This window comes from Buttiauxella cochleicola, assembly GCF_021283185.1.
Lineage (GTDB): Bacteria > Pseudomonadota > Gammaproteobacteria > Enterobacterales > Enterobacteriaceae > Buttiauxella > Buttiauxella massiliensis.
On sequence record NZ_JAJSOS010000007.1, the window covers coordinates 238,991 to 255,072 of the forward strand.

Here is a 16,082-nt window from a genome sequence, read left to right on the forward strand (position 1 = left end):
GGTTAATCCTCTCGGGCAAAAAGTGCCTCAATAAAATCGCCCGCATTAAACGGACGCAAGTCCTCAATACGCTCGCCGACGCCAATATAGCGAATCGGAATACCAAACTGATCGGCAACGGAGAAAATCACGCCGCCTTTGGCTGTACCATCGAGTTTGGTTAGCGTAATGCCTGTCAATCCAACGGCTTCATGGAACAATTTAGCCTGGCTAATCGCATTCTGCCCGGTGCTGGCATCGAGGGTGAGCATAACCTCATGCGGTGCGTCTTCGTCCAGCTTTTTCATTACGCGGACGATTTTCTTCAGCTCTTCCATCAGGTGCGCTTTGTTCTGCAAACGCCCGGCGGTGTCCGCCAGAAGTACGTCGACATTTCGTGCTTTCGCGGCCTGAATGGCATCGAAAATCACTGAGGCGGAATCAGCACCTGTGTGCTGAGCAATAACAGGAATATTGTTACGATCGCCCCACACCTGCAGTTGCTCTACCGCAGCGGCTCGGAAGGTATCACCCGCCGCCAGCATCACAGATTTGCCTTCCTGCTGGAACTGACGAGCCAGTTTGCCGATGGTGGTGGTTTTACCCACACCATTGACGCCAACCATCAGGATAACGAACGGCGTTTTGCCTTCAACTTTGAGCGGCTCATCGACTTTCGCCAGAATTTCACCCATCTCTTCTTTCAGCAGACCGTACAACGCTTCGGCGTCACGCAGGTCTTTACGGCTCGCGCCTTCTGTCAGATTGGTGATGATTTTGCGCGTTGTTTCAACGCCCACATCGGCGATAAGCAATTGCTCTTCGAGCTCTTCAAACAGATCATCGTCGATTTTCTTGCCGCGGAACAGACTGATAAATCCGGAACCGAGGTTCTGTTTGGTTTTAATCAGGCTGCGTTTAAGGCGAGCAAAGAAACCTTCTTTGGTTGGTCGCTCTTGTTCGTGCTGAACTTCTTCGGCTTGAGACTCTTCAGGCTCCAGTTCCGCCGCAGCTTCTTCGACGATAACGGCTGCAACAGGAATGTCTTCAACGACTTCTTCTACCGGAGCTTCTTCAGCAACAACTTCTTCGATGACTACGTCTTCAACCGGAGCGACTGCAATTTCTTCAGGCGCAACAAGCTCTTCAGGCTCAACAACCGTTTCAACAGCAGTTTCCGCAACGACAGGTTCTTGCTCAGGCTGCCACTCTTCTAATGATTCAACCTGTACCGCTTCTGGCGCGACTATCTCTTCAGGAACCGGTAGCTCTTCGTGTTCGACCACAGCTTGCGCGGTAACTTCTGGTTCTGGCTCTGGTTCCGGAATGATTTCCGGTTCAACCGCAGCCACTTCGCTTTCGACGAGTTTTTCAGTGACTTCTACGATCTCTTCAGCGAAGGCTTCAGGTTCTTCATGCTTTTCAAGCACAACAGGTTCAGCTTCAGGCAAAACTTCTGGCTGAATCTCAGTTTGTGCTTCCGGCTTAGTCTCTTCTGGCTGGGCAGTTTCGTCAGCGGCTTGCGGTTGTTCAGATTCAACAATCTGCTCAACAACCTCTTCGGCAACCGGTTGTTCTTCTGCTACTTTTTGTTCTGGTTCTTGTTCAGAAGCCTGCTCTTTCTGGCCAAAGCCCAGCCATGAAAAAAAGCCACGTTTTTTCTCTTTCGCCATTTGCGAACACACTCCTCGCTGTTAATTCATGGCACAGGCCCGATTGAGCATGCCACGGGCACTGAAAATAATTATCTAATGAATGCCTTAGTCTATCACTTTCCCCGCCTTACACACACCGTTACACTAGACGGCAAGAAATTGCATCGCAGTGAGTCTCATGAAAAAACCGCAATCTACTGGCACCGGCCAGATCCGTATTATTGGAGGCCAATGGCGCGGCCGCAAACTGCCCGTACCAGACAGCCCTGGCCTGCGTCCTACCACAGATCGGGTTCGTGAAACCCTGTTTAACTGGCTGGCACCCACCATGGTCGATGCCACCGTGCTGGATTGCTTTGCAGGAAGCGGTGCATTGGGGCTTGAAGCCTTGTCACGATACGCGAGCCGTGCCACATTGCTGGAGATGGATCGCAATGTTTCACAGCAGTTGCAAAAAAATCTCGCCACGCTGAAAGCGACCAACGGAAAAGTCGTGAACACCAACACGCTTAATTTCCTGGCACAGCCCGGCGAGCCACATAGCATTGTGTTTGTTGATCCACCGTTCCGTAAGGGGTTGCTGGACGACACACTCGCGCTGCTGGAAAGCAACGGTTGGCTGGCAGATGAAGCGCTGATCTACGTTGAAAGCGAAGTGGAAAACGGAACGCCAACGGTGCCCGTAAGCTGGTCTTTGCATCGTGAAAAAGTCGCGGGACAGGTCGCGTATCGTTTGTATAGCCGTGAAATTCAAGGAGCAGAGTCATGCTGATTAACATAGGCCGATTGCTGATGCTCGGCGTCTGGGCATTTTTGTTACTAAATATTGTCCATCCGTTCCCACGCCCGCTGAATATTTTCATTAACGTCGCGCTGATCTTCACCGTGCTGATGCACGGTATGCAGTTAGCGTTGCTGAAATCGACTCAGCCAAAAGGCAGCCCACCGCTCAGTCGCGCTCAGCAGATTAAGATTTTTATCTTTGGGGTATTTGAACTGCTGGTCTGGCAGAAGAAGCTCCGTCAGGGTAAATAATCATAATGCGGTGCCACCAGGCGTAATTGTTGCAGCCAGTTTGGACACGGACAGCGCGGAGGAACCGGAGCGTACACGCAGTACGTGAGGATTCCGAGCACTGCCCTGGTCAAAAATGGCAAATAAAATAGCCTGTTATTAGTCGGGGATGAAGCCCACAAAGCGCGTCCCCTTGTACTGCAAAGTTCCTGCATCACCAACGCTCATCGAGTGATACTGCTCTGCCGTCACGCGCATTTTTAGCTCCATTCCGCCACTTTGTGGGCGAAACCAAACCTGATAACGCATTGTATCTTCGACAGGTGTAACCTGGCGTTGTCGTGATCGACGATCGGTGGTGGGCATTTCACGTTTCGTCGCCACCCGCACACTTCTTTCCATCACGGGCGCGGCATCATTTTCCGCATTCTGACGGCGCTGTTGCACAAAGCGGAACGATGCTGCCACGACGATAATCGCAACAACAGCAATGAAGAAAAGGGGCATTTTACTCATGGATTTATCTCGATTTGTCAGGCACTTTTAAGAATACCCTGCACGTCGTGGCATTGTCACCCACCGACATTGACCACTAGACTGAGATAAGTAACGTCGTGCTTTCAATTTTAATTTAATGCCCTAAGGACATGCCATGCTTTGGTCATTCATCGCCGTATTCTTCTCCGGTTGGCTGTACGTTGATGCCTCCTATCGTGGGCCAACCTGGCAACGCTGGGTGTTCAAACCCGTCACCCTTCTGCTGTTATTACTGCTGGCCTGGCAAGCGCCGATGTTCAACGCAACAGGCTATTTGATCCTCGCGGGGCTTGCGGCAACGCTGCTCGGTGACGCTCTCACCCTGCTTCCAACCCAGCGCATGTTGTACGCCATCGGGGCATTTTTCCTGTCGCACCTGCTGTATACCCTCTATTTCGCCAGCCAAATGACGTTCAGTTTCTTCTGGCCTTTACCTCTGGTTCTGCTGGTTATTGGTGCACTACTGACCGCCGTCATCTGGACGCGCCTTGAAACATTCCGTTGGCCGATTCTGACGTTTATCGGCATGACGCTGGTGATGGTGTGGCTGGCCGGTGAGCTCTATTTCTTCTTGCCAACACGCCCGAGTTTCTCAGGCTTTATTGGCGCAACGCTGCTGCTGTTGGGCAATATAGTCTGGCTGGGTAGCCATTACCGCCGCCGCTTCACAGGCGATAGCGCCATCGCCGCAGCCTGCTATTTTGCCGGGCACTTTATGATTGTCCGCGCTCTGTATATTTGACCTCGCGGGCGGTTTTTACCGCCCCTCAAATTTCCCTCTTGACTCTGGAGTCAACTCCAGAGAGTAACATGCGTAATGAGAACATTATCATTACCCAGGAGGGCGCATGCTCAACTCCCCAAAAACACCACAATTTGCGAAGGCAAAGCTCAGCCCATTGCCGATAAAAACAGACGCATGCCATGGTAATGATTGCTGTAGTGACGCCAATGTCGCGCCTGAAACGCAAATGCGGCCTGAAACCGGCGAGCGTTATAGCTGGGTTGTCAACGGCATGGACTGTGCTGCCTGCGCCCGCAAAGTTGAAAATGCCGTAAAACAGGTTGCCGATGTGCAACATGTAAAGGTGCTGTTTTCCACAGAAAAGCTGCTGGTCAGCGCCGAAAGAGATGTCCGACTTGATGTTGAAAAAGCGGTCAAAGCTGCGGGATATACTTTGCGTAACAGCACTGCTCCAGCCCCCAAAACCTCTTCATGGCGCGAGAATTTACCGCTCATCTTACTGATAGCCATGATGGCGCTGAGCTGGAGGCTTGAGCAGTTTAACCATCCGTTCGGCAACATAGCATTCATCGCCACCACGTTGGTTGGCCTGTGGCCGATCGCACGCCAGGCCGTGCGCCTGATGCGCAGCGGCAACTGGTTTGCCATCGAAACGTTGATGAGTGTTGCCGCGATTGGCGCACTGTTTATCGGCGCGACCGCAGAAGCCGCGATGGTATTACTGCTGTTCTTAATTGGTGAACGCCTGGAGTCCTACGCCGCCAGCCGCGCGCGCCGTGGTGTGAGCGCACTGATGGCGCTGAAACCAGAAGTCGCGACTCGTATTCGTAACGGTGAACGCGAAAGCATCGCGCTCTCTGATTTACGTCCGGGCGATGTCATAGAAGTAGCGGCGGGCGGGCGTTTGCCTGCTGATGGCCGCTTGCTAACACCTTTTGCCAGTTTCGATGAAAGCGCATTAACCGGCGAGTCCATTCCGGTTGAACGCCAGCAAGATGAGAAAGTCCCGGCAGGAAGCACCAGCGTCGACAGACTGGTGCAGCTCGAAGTCATTTCCGAACCGGGCGACAGCGCAATTGACCGCATTCTGCGTTTAATTGAAGAAGCCGATGAACGCCGCGCGCCGATTGAGCGCTTTATTGACCGTTTCAGCCGCATTTACACGCCGATTATTATGGCAATCGCCCTGCTCGCAGCGGTTATTCCACCATTGTTGTTCGGGCAAAGCTGGGGCGAGTGGATTTACAAAGGGCTGGCGCTGTTGCTGATTGGTTGCCCGTGCGCGCTGGTGATTTCTACCCCCGCAGCAATTACCTCCGGACTTGCTGCGGCAGCTCGCCGTGGCGCGTTAATTAAAGGCGGTGCAGCTCTCGAACGCCTCGGAAAAATCCAACATATCGCGTTTGATAAGACCGGCACGTTGACCGCAGGTAAACCGCAAGTCACCACCATTGAAGTCAATGGTGAACTTAGCGAAAACGACCTGCTGGCACTGGCTGCTGCCGTGGAGTTTGGCTCGTCGCACCCGCTTGCCCAGGCGATTGTGCGTGAAGCGCAAAACCGCAATCTGGAATTGCCCGACACCAGTGCACACCGGGCGCTGGCAGGTATTGGTGTGGAAGCCACAATTAATGGCGAAACGTTGTTATTAAGCGCACCGGGTAAGCTCGCGAATACTGTGCTGGATGCGGCCTGGCAGCAGCGAATCACTCAGCTTGAAGCCGAAGGCCAGACGGTGGTTGCACTGTTACAAGAAGGCAAGTTACTTGGCGTTCTGGCATTACGCGATACCTTGCGCAGCGATGCAAAAATGGCGGTTGCGGCACTGCACAACCTCGGTGTTCAGAGCGTGATGTTAACGGGTGATAACCCATGCGCAGCAGCAGCCATCGCGCAGGAATTAGGAATGGATTATCGCGCAAGCCTGCTGCCTGCCGACAAAGTCAGTGCGGTGAATGAACTCAACGCCCGTGCGCCGCTGGCGATGGTTGGCGACGGCATCAACGACGCTCCGGCAATGAAGGCTGCAACTATCGGCATCGCCATGGGCAGCGGCACCGATGTAGCACTCGAAACCGCCGATGCTGCACTGACGCACAACCGCCTGACGGAGCTTGCCAACATGATAGGACTGGCGCGAGCAACACATAATAATATTCGCCAGAACATTACTATCGCGTTGGGGTTGAAGGGGATTTTCCTGGTGACAACGCTGTTGGGTATCACCGGCCTGTGGCTTGCGGTGTTGGCTGATTCGGGTGCCACTGCATTGGTTACCGCGAATGCTCTGCGACTGCTGCGGAAAAAATAAATTGCGAGCATCCTCGACGGTATTGGCTTTGCAGCTGTAGAAAACTGAGAAATCTGAAACACTGGTATTCGGCTCCAGGGAGTTGACGTATTGGCAACTCCCTGGTTATATTGGTTGCCAGATAGTCAACTTCAGGACGAAGTATGCATTTAATCTCTCTAAGAGCATTGAGTGAAGCCAGCGAAAAATATCCCCAACACGCTCAAGAACTTCTCATTCTGGCCCGGGTTATCGAAAAAGGACATTTCCCAACACCCGAATCACTCAGGAAAGTCTATCCAACACTTGATAATTTTAAGTATCTCGATAAGCACTATGTCATCAATATTGCTCGCAACGAGTTGCGGCTACTCGCGCTGATATTTTTTGAAAGCCAGAAATTCTATGTTCGCGACATCATGACGCATGCGGATTACATGAGATTTACCGAAACCCATCGGGGAAAGAAGAGATGATTGCAGATGCACTGAAAGCCGCCGAAGCGCTGAAAACTGCCGTGCCGTTTCTTGCGGGTAACACGGGTGAGAAAGAGTATCTGGAAGCACTGGAACTGGTGGAATACTTGTTGGTCAATGAGCCGACCAACCCGCTGCTGGATTTAGTGAGCCTGAAGATTTCTGAGTATGAAAATACCCTTCCGGAAACTATCGCCTTTCGTGAACAGATGAATGCGCTGCCGCCCGGCGTTGCGGTACTGAGAACGTTGATGGATCAATATGAGTTGAATCAAAGCGATTTCCAACAAGAAATTGGCAGCAAATCAATGGTATCACGCGTACTGAGTGGCGAGCGCCAGCTTACAATTGAGCACATCAGAAAGCTGTCCCTGCGCTTTGGTATTTCTCCGGCACTGTTTATCTAACCCTCACCCCATCAGAAATGAGGGTTAGATAGTCCTCTCAACTCGTCATGCCCAATACATGCGGCAGCCACAATGAAACTGCCGGAATGTAGGTCACCATCGCCAGCACCACCAGCAATACGCCGTAGAACGGCAACATGGCACGAACCACCACTTCGATTTTCTGTTTGCTCACCGCACTGGCGACAAAAAGCACCGAACCAACCGGCGGCGTAATTAAGCCAATCCCGAGGTTCACCATCATGATCATGCCGAAATGCACCGGGTCGATACCCAGCGAATTCGTCACCGGCAACAGTACCGGCGTGAGGATCAGGATAATCGGCGCCATGTCCATCAGCGTGCCAATCAACAGCAGCATGACGTTGAGGTACATCAGAATGACGTACTTATTGTCAGACAGCGAAGTGAAGAACTCAGTGATGCGTGATGGCAGTTGCATGTAAGTCATGACTGCGCCGAACGCTGACGCAAAACCAATCAAAATCATGACGATAGAGACTGTTTTTACAGTACGGAACATCAGCTTTGGCAGCTCGTTCCACTTGTAGTCACGGTAGATAAACATGGTCACGAAGAACGCCCACACACAGGCGACTGCCGCCGATTCAGTTGCGGTAAAGACCCCGGTCAAAATCCCGCCGAGAATAATGACCACCGTCATCAAACCCCACAGCGCATCGAAGAAAATTTTCAACGCCTGCTTGAAGGGAATGCGTTCACCTTTCGGGTAACCGCGCTTATGAGCAAACCCGAGACACATCACCATCAGGCAGAAACCCAGCAATAAACCTGGCAAAATCCCGGCAATAAACAGCGTGGCAATGGAAACCGTACCGCCCGCCGCCAGGGAGTAAATCACCGAGTTATGGCTTGGCGGGATCAAAATCGCCTGCACCGATCCACTCGCCGTTACCGCCGCTGCATATTCCCGTGGATAACCCTTTTTCTCCATTTCCGGGATCATCACGCTGCCGATGGATGCCGTATCCGCCACGGACGATCCGGAAATCGCCCCAAAGAAAGTGGACGCCACGATATTCACCAGCGACAAGCCGCCGCGAATAAACCCAACGAAAATATAGGCAAAATTGACCAGACGACGAGCGATTCCCCCTTCCGCCATAATCGCCCCGGCCAGAATGAAGAACGGGATTGCCAGCAGGGTAAATTTATTCACCCCGCTGGTGATTTGAATCATGATCGCTTCCAGCGGCAAATCTATCCATAACGCTCCCACAATGGCGCTTAGCCCAACGGCAAAGGCCACGGGCATTCCCACTGCAAGCAGCACCGCGAGTGTTGCTAATAAAATAAATGCGTCCATGTTATCCCCTGGTCTTAACCGTGATTACCCAGCAGCACTATTGGGCGGTTCTCTTGAGAGCCGTACAGCAGTCGCTCGACAACAAACAGAATCATTAAAATCGCGCCTACGGGCAGCGGAAGATAGGTTTGACCGGAAGTGAGTAGCGGGAATTCGGCAACAGGTTGTTCCCATAAATCGGCGCACAGGTAGAAGCTGTAATAGAAAATCACCAGTGAAATGACCAGCATCAACAAGTCGACGACACGGGTACAGAACGTCTGCAATGCAGACGGCAGGCGATCTGTCAGCATATTCACCGCTATGTGCGAACCGGCGCGGTAACTCACCGCCGCGCCGATGAACGTGAAGGTCACCATGCAGATTATCGCCACGGGTTCCGGCCAGGATTCCCCACGATTGAGGACATAACGTGAGAAAATCCCAATCGGAATAATGATGGTCATCACCAAAAGAGACAGCCCGGCAATAACCATCGCCAGCAAATAAACTTTATCCATCAAGTCTGAGTAGCGTTGGGACATAAGATGCCCTCCACGAATGCGTTAGCGACAATAGTTACTGAACGTCTGCGATAGCTTTCATCAGATCCTGATGTTTATCGCCGTACTCTTTACGCACCGGCTCAGTCGCTTTCACAAACCAGGCTTTGTCGATTTCGTGGAACTGAACACCACCGGCTTTCATTTTTTCCAGCGCTTGTTTGTTGTAAGCATTCCACAATTCGCGCTGTTCCATTTGCGCATCACGTGCCAGTTTCAGGACTTTTTGCTGCTGGTCAGGCGTCAGTTTGTCCCACTTCACTTTGGAATAAAGCAGCATTTCTGGCGTGATGAAGTGGCCGCTCAGCGTGTAGTTCTTAGCGACCGGCATGTAGTTATGGGCGATAAAAGTTGGCGGGTTGTTTTCAGCGCCGTCGATAACGCCGGTTTGCATGCCGCTATACACTTCGCTCACCCCCATCGCGACCGAGTTTGCGCCCATGTCTTTAAGCGTTGCCAGTGCGACCGGGCTACCCTGAACGCGGATTTTCATCCCCTTAAGATCTTCAGGTTTCACAACCGGGTTTTTGGTAATCAGGTTACGTGTGCCGGAGTCCATCCAGCCGAGGAATACCAGACGAGATTTCGGGTTATTCGTCAGCTTGTCGCCAATCTCTTTACCTAAATCACCGTCGATCACTTTGTGCATATGGTCTTCGTCGCGGAATACGTACGGCAGGGTAAAGACTTCAACATCTGGCAGGATCGCAGCAACCGGCGCCATCGAAACACGGATCATATCGATCGCACCCATTTGCGCCTGTTCGATCATCTGTTTTTCATCCCCAAGAACGCCACTTGGGAACACTTTAATCTCTAAATCACCGTTGGTTTCTTGCTTAAGTTTTTCGCCCATGTGCTGGACCGCGACCACGTTCGGATAGCCTTCCGGGTGAACGTCAGCGGCTTTAATCACTTGTGCGAGTGCAGTTTGAGCAAACAGAACTGACGCGGTAGACAGACATAAACCAGCAAAAGCAGGCAGAAAGGTCTTCTTCATTGTGTCGCTCCAGCAGAGGTAGAAATATGAGGTAGGAAGTAAAACAATGTTTTAATTTGTCGTTTAAAAATTAGACTACGTGGAGAAAAGCATGGGTGAAGCACTTCACAAAAAGCGACAAAAAATGAAATTGGGGTTCAGAGTAGATGCAAAGAGGGTTCAGAAGCCCAAAGCGGAGAGCAAAGGGCTTGCGCGGCGTTACTGGCCTTTACGCAACAGGTATTGGTAAGGCAATGATTCCACTTGTTTGGCAAGCAGTTCGTGTTCCATGAAAATGCAAAATCCTGGAATATCACGCGTGGTTGCTGGGTCATCAGCAATCACCAGCAGGGTTTCGCCAGCCTGCATATTACGCACTGTTTTGCGTACCATCATGACGGGTTCCGGGCAGCGCAGGCCCAGGGCATCAAGAGTGTGGTCAGGATTAGAAAAAAGATCGGTCATGAGAAAGCTCGCAATTAACAAACCGCGATAGTTTACGCCGGGAAGATTCTCGTGCAAGTCACGTGAACGATTGCGTTAAAATTAACCATTGCAAAGCGGGGTTAAAGCAGTATCATCGCCCCCGCTTTAAAAAGCGTATTGGGTTCCCTCACCCCACCACTAAAAAGGCTACAAAATGACGCAGTTCAATTCTACTCAGCGCACTAAAGCGCTGTTTTGGCTATCGCTATTCCATTTGCTGGTGATCACTTCCAGTAACTATCTGGTGCAATTACCGGTCTCGGTTTTTGGTTTCCATACCACCTGGGGTGCGTTTAGCTTTCCGTTTATCTTCCTCGCAACCGACCTGACGGTACGCATTTTTGGTGCACCTCTGGCACGCCGCATTATTTTTGCCGTGATGCTGCCCGCACTGATTATTTCGTACGCCATTTCTGCACTGTTTTACATGGGAACCTGGCAAGGGTTCGAAGCATTGCTGCACTTCAACCTGTTCGTCGCCCGTATCGCTGTTGCAAGCTTTATGGCGTACGCGTTGGGGCAAATTCTGGATGTGCATGTATTTAACCGCCTGCGCCAAAGCCAGTACTGGTGGCTTGCGCCAACGGCATCCACGCTCTTCGGTAATATCAGCGACACGCTTTCCTTCTTCTTTATTGCTTTCTGGCGCAGCCCGGATGCCTTTATGGCGCAGCATTGGGTCGAAATCGCCATCGTAGATTACTGCTTTAAAGTGTTAATCAGCATTGTATTCTTCCTGCCGATGTACGGCGTTTTGCTGAATATGTTGTTGAAACGTCTGGCAGATAAGTCTGAAAGTTCGGCGTTACAGCCGGGTTGACGGTGGTTGAATTATCTTGTGATAAGATGATGAGATCGGCCGCAAAGGCTTGCTAACGTAAAGGAAGAAGTCATGGGTAACCTGGTAAAATATGTCGGTATTGGCCTGCTGGTATTAGGCCTGGCCGCTTGCGATAACAGTGATAGCAAAACGGCCAAAACGGATGCAGCGGCGGAAAGCAGCGCTGCTGGCCAGCCGGTTAGCCTGCTGGACGGGAAAATTAGCTTTGCACTCCCCGCCGATATGACCGACCAGAGCGGTAAATTGGGCACTCAGGCAAACAACATGCACGTATATTCTGATGCTACAGGACAGAAAGCGGTCATTGTGATTGTCGGTGACAATACGCCTGACGATTTGGCAGCTTTGACAAAACGCCTTGAAGAACAACAACGTGCTCGTGACCCACAGCTGCAAGTCGTGACCAATAAATCCATTGAGATTAAAGGCCACACGCTGCAACAGCTTGACAGTATTATCTCTGCAAAAGGCCAGACAGCTTACTCATCTGTCATCCTGGGTAAAGTAGATAACCAACTGTTAACTATGCAGATAACGCTGCCTGCGGATAACCAGCAACTGGCGCAAACTGCCGCTGAGAACATTATTAATACCATCACCATCAAATAACTATTGTTGCTGTGATGATGGCACGGCCTCCGGTTGCTCAACCGGGGGCCGTTTTTTTAACTGCCAGGCCATCAGCAGCGCAATGCAAACCAGCACCGCCGCCGCCAGATAAATCACCGAAACCCCCGCATAAGCCATCACAAACCCAGCTAATGGCCCGGTAATCCCCAGCGATAAATCCATAAACACTGTGTAGGTCGCAAGCGCACTTCCCTGGTTTTGTTGCGGCACCATTTTCACCGCCACCACGCCCAGCGCCGGGAACACCAAAGAGAAGCCCGCGCCCGTCAGGAAAGTCCCCACTTTTGCCATCCAGGGTTCGCCCGCAAAGCCTACCAGCAGCAAACCGATAATCTCGACTGAGAAGCAAATCATCGCCACATTCAAGCCGCCAAGCCGGTTAATACCATTCGGGAAAAGTAAGCGAGTGCCAACAAACGCACAGCTAAAGAGTGTTAATGCGAATGCAGCACCATCCCAGCCTTTAGCGTCGTAAAACAGTGTGATGAACGTTGCGATCACGCCAAAACCGGCAGACGCGAGTGCGAGCGCCATACCATACGGCCAGACGCGCCCCAGCACCGCGCGAAACGGCAGCGGCTTGCCTTTACTGGCTTTCACCGCCGGGCGTGGAAGTGCCAACAACACTGCCACCAGTGCCACTGCCATAATAATTCCGGCTAACAGTTTTAGCCCGCCTAGATGATAAAACAGCACGCCCAACGGTGCGCCCATCGCCATCGCGCCATAGGTCACAATGCCATTCCAGGAGATCACCCGCCCGATATGCAGCGACCCGACGACACCCACGCCCCAAAGCGTTGAACCGGTTCCTGCAAAACTTTGCCCAATCCCTAAAATGACGCGCCCCATACACAGCAACACCAGACTCACCAACGGCCAGGCGCTACCAAACGCCGCCATCATATAGCTCGCTCCGCTCAGGAAGCAGCCGCATAAACCAAAGATGACAATTTTTTTAGGGCCAAGAATATCTGCGTAACGCCCGGCATGTGGGCGGCTGAGTAACGTGGCGAAATATTGCAGGCTTATCACAAGCCCGGCCCAAAACGCGCTGTAGCCCATCACGTCATGAACGTACCCCGGCAAAACAGCCAGTGGCAGGCCGATAGTCATGTAGCTGGCAAAGTTGAACATCACTACAGAGACAATCTGTAGATTGAGTCGGAAACTGCTTAATGCGGGGGCGGGAGTGAGGTCAGGCATGGGCATTCACTTTTAAAACAGCGTTCCCCAGTATATACACGTCGAGATTCACATTTCAGCAACAGACTTTCAGACTCGCCCTGCGGGTGCGAAATAAACGAAGCGCTACACTTAGAGAATCCCTCCTTTTCAGGATTTTTTCATGCTCTCTCCAGAACCCGATAAAACCGGGCTACATATTCTAATAAAGCTTTCAGCGCTGGTGATTATTCTTGCCGGGATCCATGCTGCGGCAGACATTATCGTCCAGCTATTATTGGCACTCTTTTTTGCCATTGTGCTTAACCCGTTAGTGACTTGGTTTATCCGCCGGGGAGTGAACCGTCCGCTGGCTATCTCGATAGTCGTATTTGCGATGTTGGTTGTGCTGACGATACTGGTGGGTGTGCTGGCGGCATCCATGTCTGAATTCGTCGATATGCTGCCCAAATACAATAAGATGCTGACACAGAAAGTGTTTGAGCTCGAAAAAATGCTGCCGTTTATGCACCTGCGATTATCGCCGGAGCGCATGTTGCAGCGTATGGACTCTGAGAAAGTGATGTCTTACGCCACCACGTTAATGACCGGACTTTCCGGTGCAATGGCCAGTATTCTGCTGTTGGTGATGACCGTGGTATTTATGCTCTTCGAGGTGCGCCACGTTCCGTACAAACTGCGCTTCGCCCTTTCCAACCCGAAAATTCATATCGCCAGCCTGCACCGCGCACTCAAAGGCGTGACGCATTATCTGGCGCTTAAAACGCTCATCAGCCTGTGGACCGGGTTGATTATCTGGCTTGGCCTCGAACTGCTGGGCGTGCAATTTGCGTTGATGTGGGGCGTGTTGGGATTCTTGCTCAATTACATCCCCAATATCGGTTCGGTCATTTCCGCTATTCCACCAATGATTCAGGCGTTCTTGTTTAACGGCACTTACGAAATGATTTTGGTTGGCGTGCTGTTCCTTGCGGTGCATATGCTGCTTGGGAATATCCTTGAACCACGCATGATGGGACGCGGCCTTGGAATGTCGACCTTCGTGGTGTTTCTGTCATTGTTGTTCTGGGGCTGGCTGCTCGGCCCAGTGGGTATGCTCCTGTCAGTGCCGCTTACCAGCGTATGTAAAATACTGATGGAAACCACTCAGGGCGGCGCCAAACTTGCAGTGTTGCTTGGGCAAGGACGCCCAAAAAGTCGGTTGCCGGGATAGGTTCTTAATTTCCCGGGTGATAAGTTAATGTTCACCCGGGAAAAGAAAAGGAGTGACTCACCCATGCCGCAGCCAACAATCACACTTGCCGCCATTGAGCAGCCAGCAATTTACCTGAACACCCCAAGCGTGGTGCTAAACAACCAGACTATTGAGGAGCGTTTGCGCAAAGTTTTGCAGGGAATGGCGCAACAAAATCTGGATTCGCTCGTCGTTTATGCCGATAAAGAGCATGGCGGGAATTTTGAATATTTGACTGGTTTCATCCCACGCTTTGAAGAAGGCTTGCTGGTTCTACATAAAAGCGGTGAGGCAGTGCTGGTTCTTGGTAATGAAAACCTCAAACTCGCACAGCACTCCAGAATTCCTGCAAGTGTGGTACATGCGCCGTGGTTTTCGCTGCCAAACCAGCCGATGGACACCACACTTTCGCTAAGCGAAGTGTTGCAACAAGCCGGGCTTCGTGGGCAAAAGCGTGTTGGTATTGCGGGCTGGAAGCTTTTCACTGGCATCAACGGCAACAATAAGTCTCTGTTTGATATACCGACCTTTATTTTCCTGGCGCTTCAAAGTGCGCTGACTCCAGCGTGTGAATTACTCAACGCCACAGATCTGTTTATTTCGCCGCGCCAGGGAGCAAGGACAACCAATAACGCCAATGAAATTGCGCACTATGAATACGGTGCAAACCTGGCTTCAAGCGCGGCGCTTAGCGCACTGAATGCAATTGAATTAGGTAAAACGGAAAAGTCGATTGCAGCCCTGCTTGCCGCCGATGGGCAAGCCAATAACGTCGTAACCATTGCTGCTACGGGCGATCGTTTTGAAAATGCCAACCTGTACCCATCGGATAAGCAGATCCAAAAAGGCGACAAGTTTTCATTGACTGTCAGTTATAAGGGCGGTTTAACCAGCCGTGCGGCATACGTCGTCAGCCAGGCCGATGAACTTCATGATGAGGTCAGTGATTATCTCGATGTGGTCGCCATCCCGTATTATCGCGCGGTCGTCGCCTGGCTTGAGAATATGCGCGTCGGTGTGAAGGGCCATGAAGTCTACGACTTGATTGAGCGAGTTTTGCCTAAAACCGAATACCACTGGCACCTCAACCCCGGCCACTTAGTTGCTGACGAAGAGTGGCTTTGCTCGCCGATTTACCCTGCGTCAGATATCCCTTTATCCAGTGGGATGCTGCTACAAATCGACATCATTCCATCACGTAAAGGTTACGCGGGAGCGAGTATTGAAGACACCGTGGCGCTGGCCGATGAACCTTTACGCCAGAAACTCGCCACGCTTTACCCGGAATTATGGCAGCGCATCAGCGCACGCAGAAATTACATCCGCGACGTACTGAATATTCACTTACATGAAGATGTGCTGCCGCTCTCTAACACCGTGGGATATTTGCGGCCCTATTTGCTGAATAAAGATTTGGCGCTAATTTGCCAATAATATTTATCTTCCTGCGCCGGATATCTTCCGCGCGCAGGAGTTATCTAGTCTTGTTTACTCGGGCATTGAACCTGGTGAACAAGTTCAGGTGTCCAGTGATACTCAACGACATGCCCTTCCGGGCTTCTGACAGCAATATGTAATTGGGCAAATTCACCTGATTGCAGGGTAAAGAAAAGTTGCGTCAGGGGGTATGGGCAGCCAGCCTGATAGGAAACAAACATTTTCTGCCGGGTGCGCTGAGAACCTCGCTGTGTATTAATGACCAGTTCTATGGTCATTTGCCCGGCAATATCTCGCTCGAACACAGCATATGCCGTG

18 protein-coding genes are annotated in these 16,082 nt (G+C 51.6%); 10 read left to right on the top strand and 8 right to left on the bottom strand.

Annotation, left to right across the window (positions count from 1 at the left end; genetic code table 11):
• Positions 1 to 2 precede the first annotated feature (2 nt).
• Positions 3 to 1,652 carry a signal recognition particle-docking protein FtsY gene (gene ftsY / locus LVQ76_RS13070; protein ID WP_232921811.1) on the bottom strand — a complete coding sequence of 550 codons (1,650 nt, stop codon included), beginning with the start codon at positions 1,650 to 1,652 and terminating at the stop codon, positions 3 to 5.
• Between the two features lie 160 nt (positions 1,653 to 1,812).
• On the opposite strand from ftsY, the gene rsmD reads away from it, so the two are divergent.
• Positions 1,813 to 2,406, top strand: a complete 594-nt coding sequence (rsmD, locus tag LVQ76_RS13075) for a 16S rRNA (guanine(966)-N(2))-methyltransferase (RefSeq protein ID WP_232921812.1) — start codon at positions 1,813 to 1,815, stop codon at positions 2,404 to 2,406.
• Complete coding sequence (locus LVQ76_RS13080) at positions 2,400 to 2,669, top strand: DUF1145 family protein (protein ID WP_064561314.1); 270 nt, start codon at positions 2,400 to 2,402, stop codon at positions 2,667 to 2,669. The genes rsmD and LVQ76_RS13080 overlap by 7 nt, the downstream gene beginning before the upstream one ends.
• Before the next feature lie 138 nt (positions 2,670 to 2,807).
• On the opposite strand, the gene LVQ76_RS13085 is transcribed toward LVQ76_RS13080, so the two are convergent.
• On the bottom strand, positions 2,808 to 3,164 hold the full coding sequence (locus LVQ76_RS13085; protein WP_232921813.1) for a DUF2500 domain-containing protein: 357 nt from the start codon (positions 3,162 to 3,164) through the stop codon (positions 2,808 to 2,810).
• Between the two features lie 136 nt (positions 3,165 to 3,300).
• Here LVQ76_RS13085 and LVQ76_RS13090 point away from each other — a divergent pair, with 136 nt between their 5' ends.
• The 4 genes from LVQ76_RS13090 to LVQ76_RS13105 all read left to right on the top strand — a co-directional run bounded on the left by LVQ76_RS13090 (position 3,301) and on the right by LVQ76_RS13105 (position 7,103).
• Positions 3,301 to 3,927 (top strand): lysoplasmalogenase, encoded by a 627-nt coding sequence (locus LVQ76_RS13090; RefSeq protein WP_064514650.1) that lies wholly within the window; start codon positions 3,301 to 3,303, stop codon positions 3,925 to 3,927.
• Between the two features lie 106 nt (positions 3,928 to 4,033).
• Positions 4,034 to 6,241 carry a Zn(II)/Cd(II)/Pb(II) translocating P-type ATPase ZntA gene (gene zntA / locus LVQ76_RS13095; protein ID WP_232921814.1) on the top strand — a complete coding sequence of 736 codons (2,208 nt, stop codon included), beginning with the start codon at positions 4,034 to 4,036 and terminating at the stop codon, positions 6,239 to 6,241.
• 143 nt (positions 6,242 to 6,384) lie between these two features.
• Entirely contained in the window at positions 6,385 to 6,696 is a 312-nt protein-coding gene (locus tag LVQ76_RS13100; protein ID WP_232904935.1) for a type II toxin-antitoxin system HigB family toxin, read from the top strand.
• Positions 6,693 to 7,103 (top strand): helix-turn-helix domain-containing protein, encoded by a 411-nt coding sequence (locus tag LVQ76_RS13105; protein ID WP_232863907.1) that lies wholly within the window; start codon positions 6,693 to 6,695, stop codon positions 7,101 to 7,103. The genes LVQ76_RS13100 and LVQ76_RS13105 overlap by 4 nt, the downstream gene beginning before the upstream one ends.
• Before the next feature lie 37 nt (positions 7,104 to 7,140).
• Here LVQ76_RS13105 and LVQ76_RS13110 read toward each other — a convergent pair whose 3' ends face one another.
• From LVQ76_RS13110 to tusA, 4 genes are all read right to left on the bottom strand, one after another.
• Positions 7,141 to 8,430 (bottom strand): TRAP transporter large permease, encoded by a 1,290-nt coding sequence (locus LVQ76_RS13110; RefSeq protein ID WP_154151010.1) that lies wholly within the window; start codon positions 8,428 to 8,430, stop codon positions 7,141 to 7,143.
• A 14-nt stretch (positions 8,431 to 8,444) separates the two neighbouring features.
• Entirely contained in the window at positions 8,445 to 8,954 is a 510-nt protein-coding gene (locus tag LVQ76_RS13115; protein ID WP_151993810.1) for a TRAP transporter small permease, read from the bottom strand.
• A 34-nt stretch (positions 8,955 to 8,988) separates the two neighbouring features.
• A complete protein-coding gene (locus LVQ76_RS13120; protein ID WP_232863908.1) occupies positions 8,989 to 9,972 on the bottom strand; it encodes a TRAP transporter substrate-binding protein in 984 nt (327 codons plus the stop codon).
• Between the two features lie 198 nt (positions 9,973 to 10,170).
• Positions 10,171 to 10,416, bottom strand: a complete 246-nt coding sequence (gene tusA, locus LVQ76_RS13125; protein WP_064514924.1) for a sulfurtransferase TusA — start codon at positions 10,414 to 10,416, stop codon at positions 10,171 to 10,173.
• Between the two features lie 175 nt (positions 10,417 to 10,591).
• On the opposite strand from tusA, the gene LVQ76_RS13130 reads away from it, so the two are divergent.
• Together LVQ76_RS13130 and LVQ76_RS13135 are read left to right on the top strand one after the other, a co-directional pair.
• The gene (locus LVQ76_RS13130; protein WP_151993812.1) at positions 10,592 to 11,257 is read left to right on the top strand and encodes a 7-cyano-7-deazaguanine/7-aminomethyl-7-deazaguanine transporter; all 666 of its coding nucleotides are present in this window, start codon (positions 10,592 to 10,594) and stop codon (positions 11,255 to 11,257) included.
• 72 nt (positions 11,258 to 11,329) lie between these two features.
• The gene (locus LVQ76_RS13135) at positions 11,330 to 11,887 is read left to right on the top strand and encodes a DcrB family lipoprotein (protein WP_134185860.1); all 558 of its coding nucleotides are present in this window, start codon (positions 11,330 to 11,332) and stop codon (positions 11,885 to 11,887) included.
• On the opposite strand, the gene LVQ76_RS13140 is transcribed toward LVQ76_RS13135, so the two are convergent.
• Positions 11,888 to 13,114 carry an MFS transporter gene (locus LVQ76_RS13140; protein ID WP_232921815.1) on the bottom strand — a complete coding sequence of 409 codons (1,227 nt, stop codon included), beginning with the start codon at positions 13,112 to 13,114 and terminating at the stop codon, positions 11,888 to 11,890.
• A 142-nt stretch (positions 13,115 to 13,256) separates the two neighbouring features.
• Here LVQ76_RS13140 and LVQ76_RS13145 point away from each other — a divergent pair, with 142 nt between their 5' ends.
• Both LVQ76_RS13145 and LVQ76_RS13150 read left to right on the top strand, forming a co-directional pair.
• Positions 13,257 to 14,306 carry an AI-2E family transporter gene (locus tag LVQ76_RS13145; RefSeq protein ID WP_151993814.1) on the top strand — a complete coding sequence of 350 codons (1,050 nt, stop codon included), beginning with the start codon at positions 13,257 to 13,259 and terminating at the stop codon, positions 14,304 to 14,306.
• A 63-nt stretch (positions 14,307 to 14,369) separates the two neighbouring features.
• Positions 14,370 to 15,761 (top strand): M24 family metallopeptidase, encoded by a 1,392-nt coding sequence (locus tag LVQ76_RS13150; RefSeq protein ID WP_232921816.1) that lies wholly within the window; start codon positions 14,370 to 14,372, stop codon positions 15,759 to 15,761.
• 44 nt (positions 15,762 to 15,805) lie between these two features.
• Here the strand turns inward: LVQ76_RS13150 and LVQ76_RS13155 are convergent, their stop codons facing one another.
• On the bottom strand, positions 15,806 to 16,069 hold the full coding sequence (locus LVQ76_RS13155; protein WP_232904938.1) for a hypothetical protein: 264 nt from the start codon (positions 16,067 to 16,069) through the stop codon (positions 15,806 to 15,808).
• Between the last annotated feature and the right edge of the window lie 13 nt (positions 16,070 to 16,082).

Excerpts from the sequence above, each read along its gene's own strand:
- ftsY (WP_232921811.1), bottom strand. The coding sequence starts at position 1,652 with ATGGCGAAAGAGAAAAAACGTGGCTTTTTTTCATGGCTGGGCTTTGGC.
- rsmD (WP_232921812.1), top strand. The coding sequence starts at position 1,813 with ATGAAAAAACCGCAATCTACTGGCACCGGCCAGATCCGTATTATTGGA.
- LVQ76_RS13080 (WP_064561314.1), top strand. The coding sequence starts at position 2,400 with ATGCTGATTAACATAGGCCGATTGCTGATGCTCGGCGTCTGGGCATTT.
- LVQ76_RS13085 (WP_232921813.1), bottom strand. The coding sequence starts at position 3,164 with ATGAGTAAAATGCCCCTTTTCTTCATTGCTGTTGTTGCGATTATCGTC.
- LVQ76_RS13090 (WP_064514650.1), top strand. The coding sequence starts at position 3,301 with ATGCTTTGGTCATTCATCGCCGTATTCTTCTCCGGTTGGCTGTACGTT.
- zntA (WP_232921814.1), top strand. The coding sequence starts at position 4,034 with ATGCTCAACTCCCCAAAAACACCACAATTTGCGAAGGCAAAGCTCAGC.
- LVQ76_RS13100 (WP_232904935.1), top strand. The coding sequence starts at position 6,385 with ATGCATTTAATCTCTCTAAGAGCATTGAGTGAAGCCAGCGAAAAATAT.
- LVQ76_RS13105 (WP_232863907.1), top strand. The coding sequence starts at position 6,693 with ATGATTGCAGATGCACTGAAAGCCGCCGAAGCGCTGAAAACTGCCGTG.
- LVQ76_RS13110 (WP_154151010.1), bottom strand. The coding sequence starts at position 8,430 with ATGGACGCATTTATTTTATTAGCAACACTCGCGGTGCTGCTTGCAGTG.
- LVQ76_RS13115 (WP_151993810.1), bottom strand. The coding sequence starts at position 8,954 with ATGTCCCAACGCTACTCAGACTTGATGGATAAAGTTTATTTGCTGGCG.
- LVQ76_RS13120 (WP_232863908.1), bottom strand. The coding sequence starts at position 9,972 with ATGAAGAAGACCTTTCTGCCTGCTTTTGCTGGTTTATGTCTGTCTACC.
- tusA (WP_064514924.1), bottom strand. The coding sequence starts at position 10,416 with ATGACCGATCTTTTTTCTAATCCTGACCACACTCTTGATGCCCTGGGC.
- LVQ76_RS13130 (WP_151993812.1), top strand. The coding sequence starts at position 10,592 with ATGACGCAGTTCAATTCTACTCAGCGCACTAAAGCGCTGTTTTGGCTA.
- LVQ76_RS13135 (WP_134185860.1), top strand. The coding sequence starts at position 11,330 with ATGGGTAACCTGGTAAAATATGTCGGTATTGGCCTGCTGGTATTAGGC.
- LVQ76_RS13140 (WP_232921815.1), bottom strand. The coding sequence starts at position 13,114 with ATGCCTGACCTCACTCCCGCCCCCGCATTAAGCAGTTTCCGACTCAAT.
- LVQ76_RS13145 (WP_151993814.1), top strand. The coding sequence starts at position 13,257 with ATGCTCTCTCCAGAACCCGATAAAACCGGGCTACATATTCTAATAAAG.
- LVQ76_RS13150 (WP_232921816.1), top strand. The coding sequence starts at position 14,370 with ATGCCGCAGCCAACAATCACACTTGCCGCCATTGAGCAGCCAGCAATT.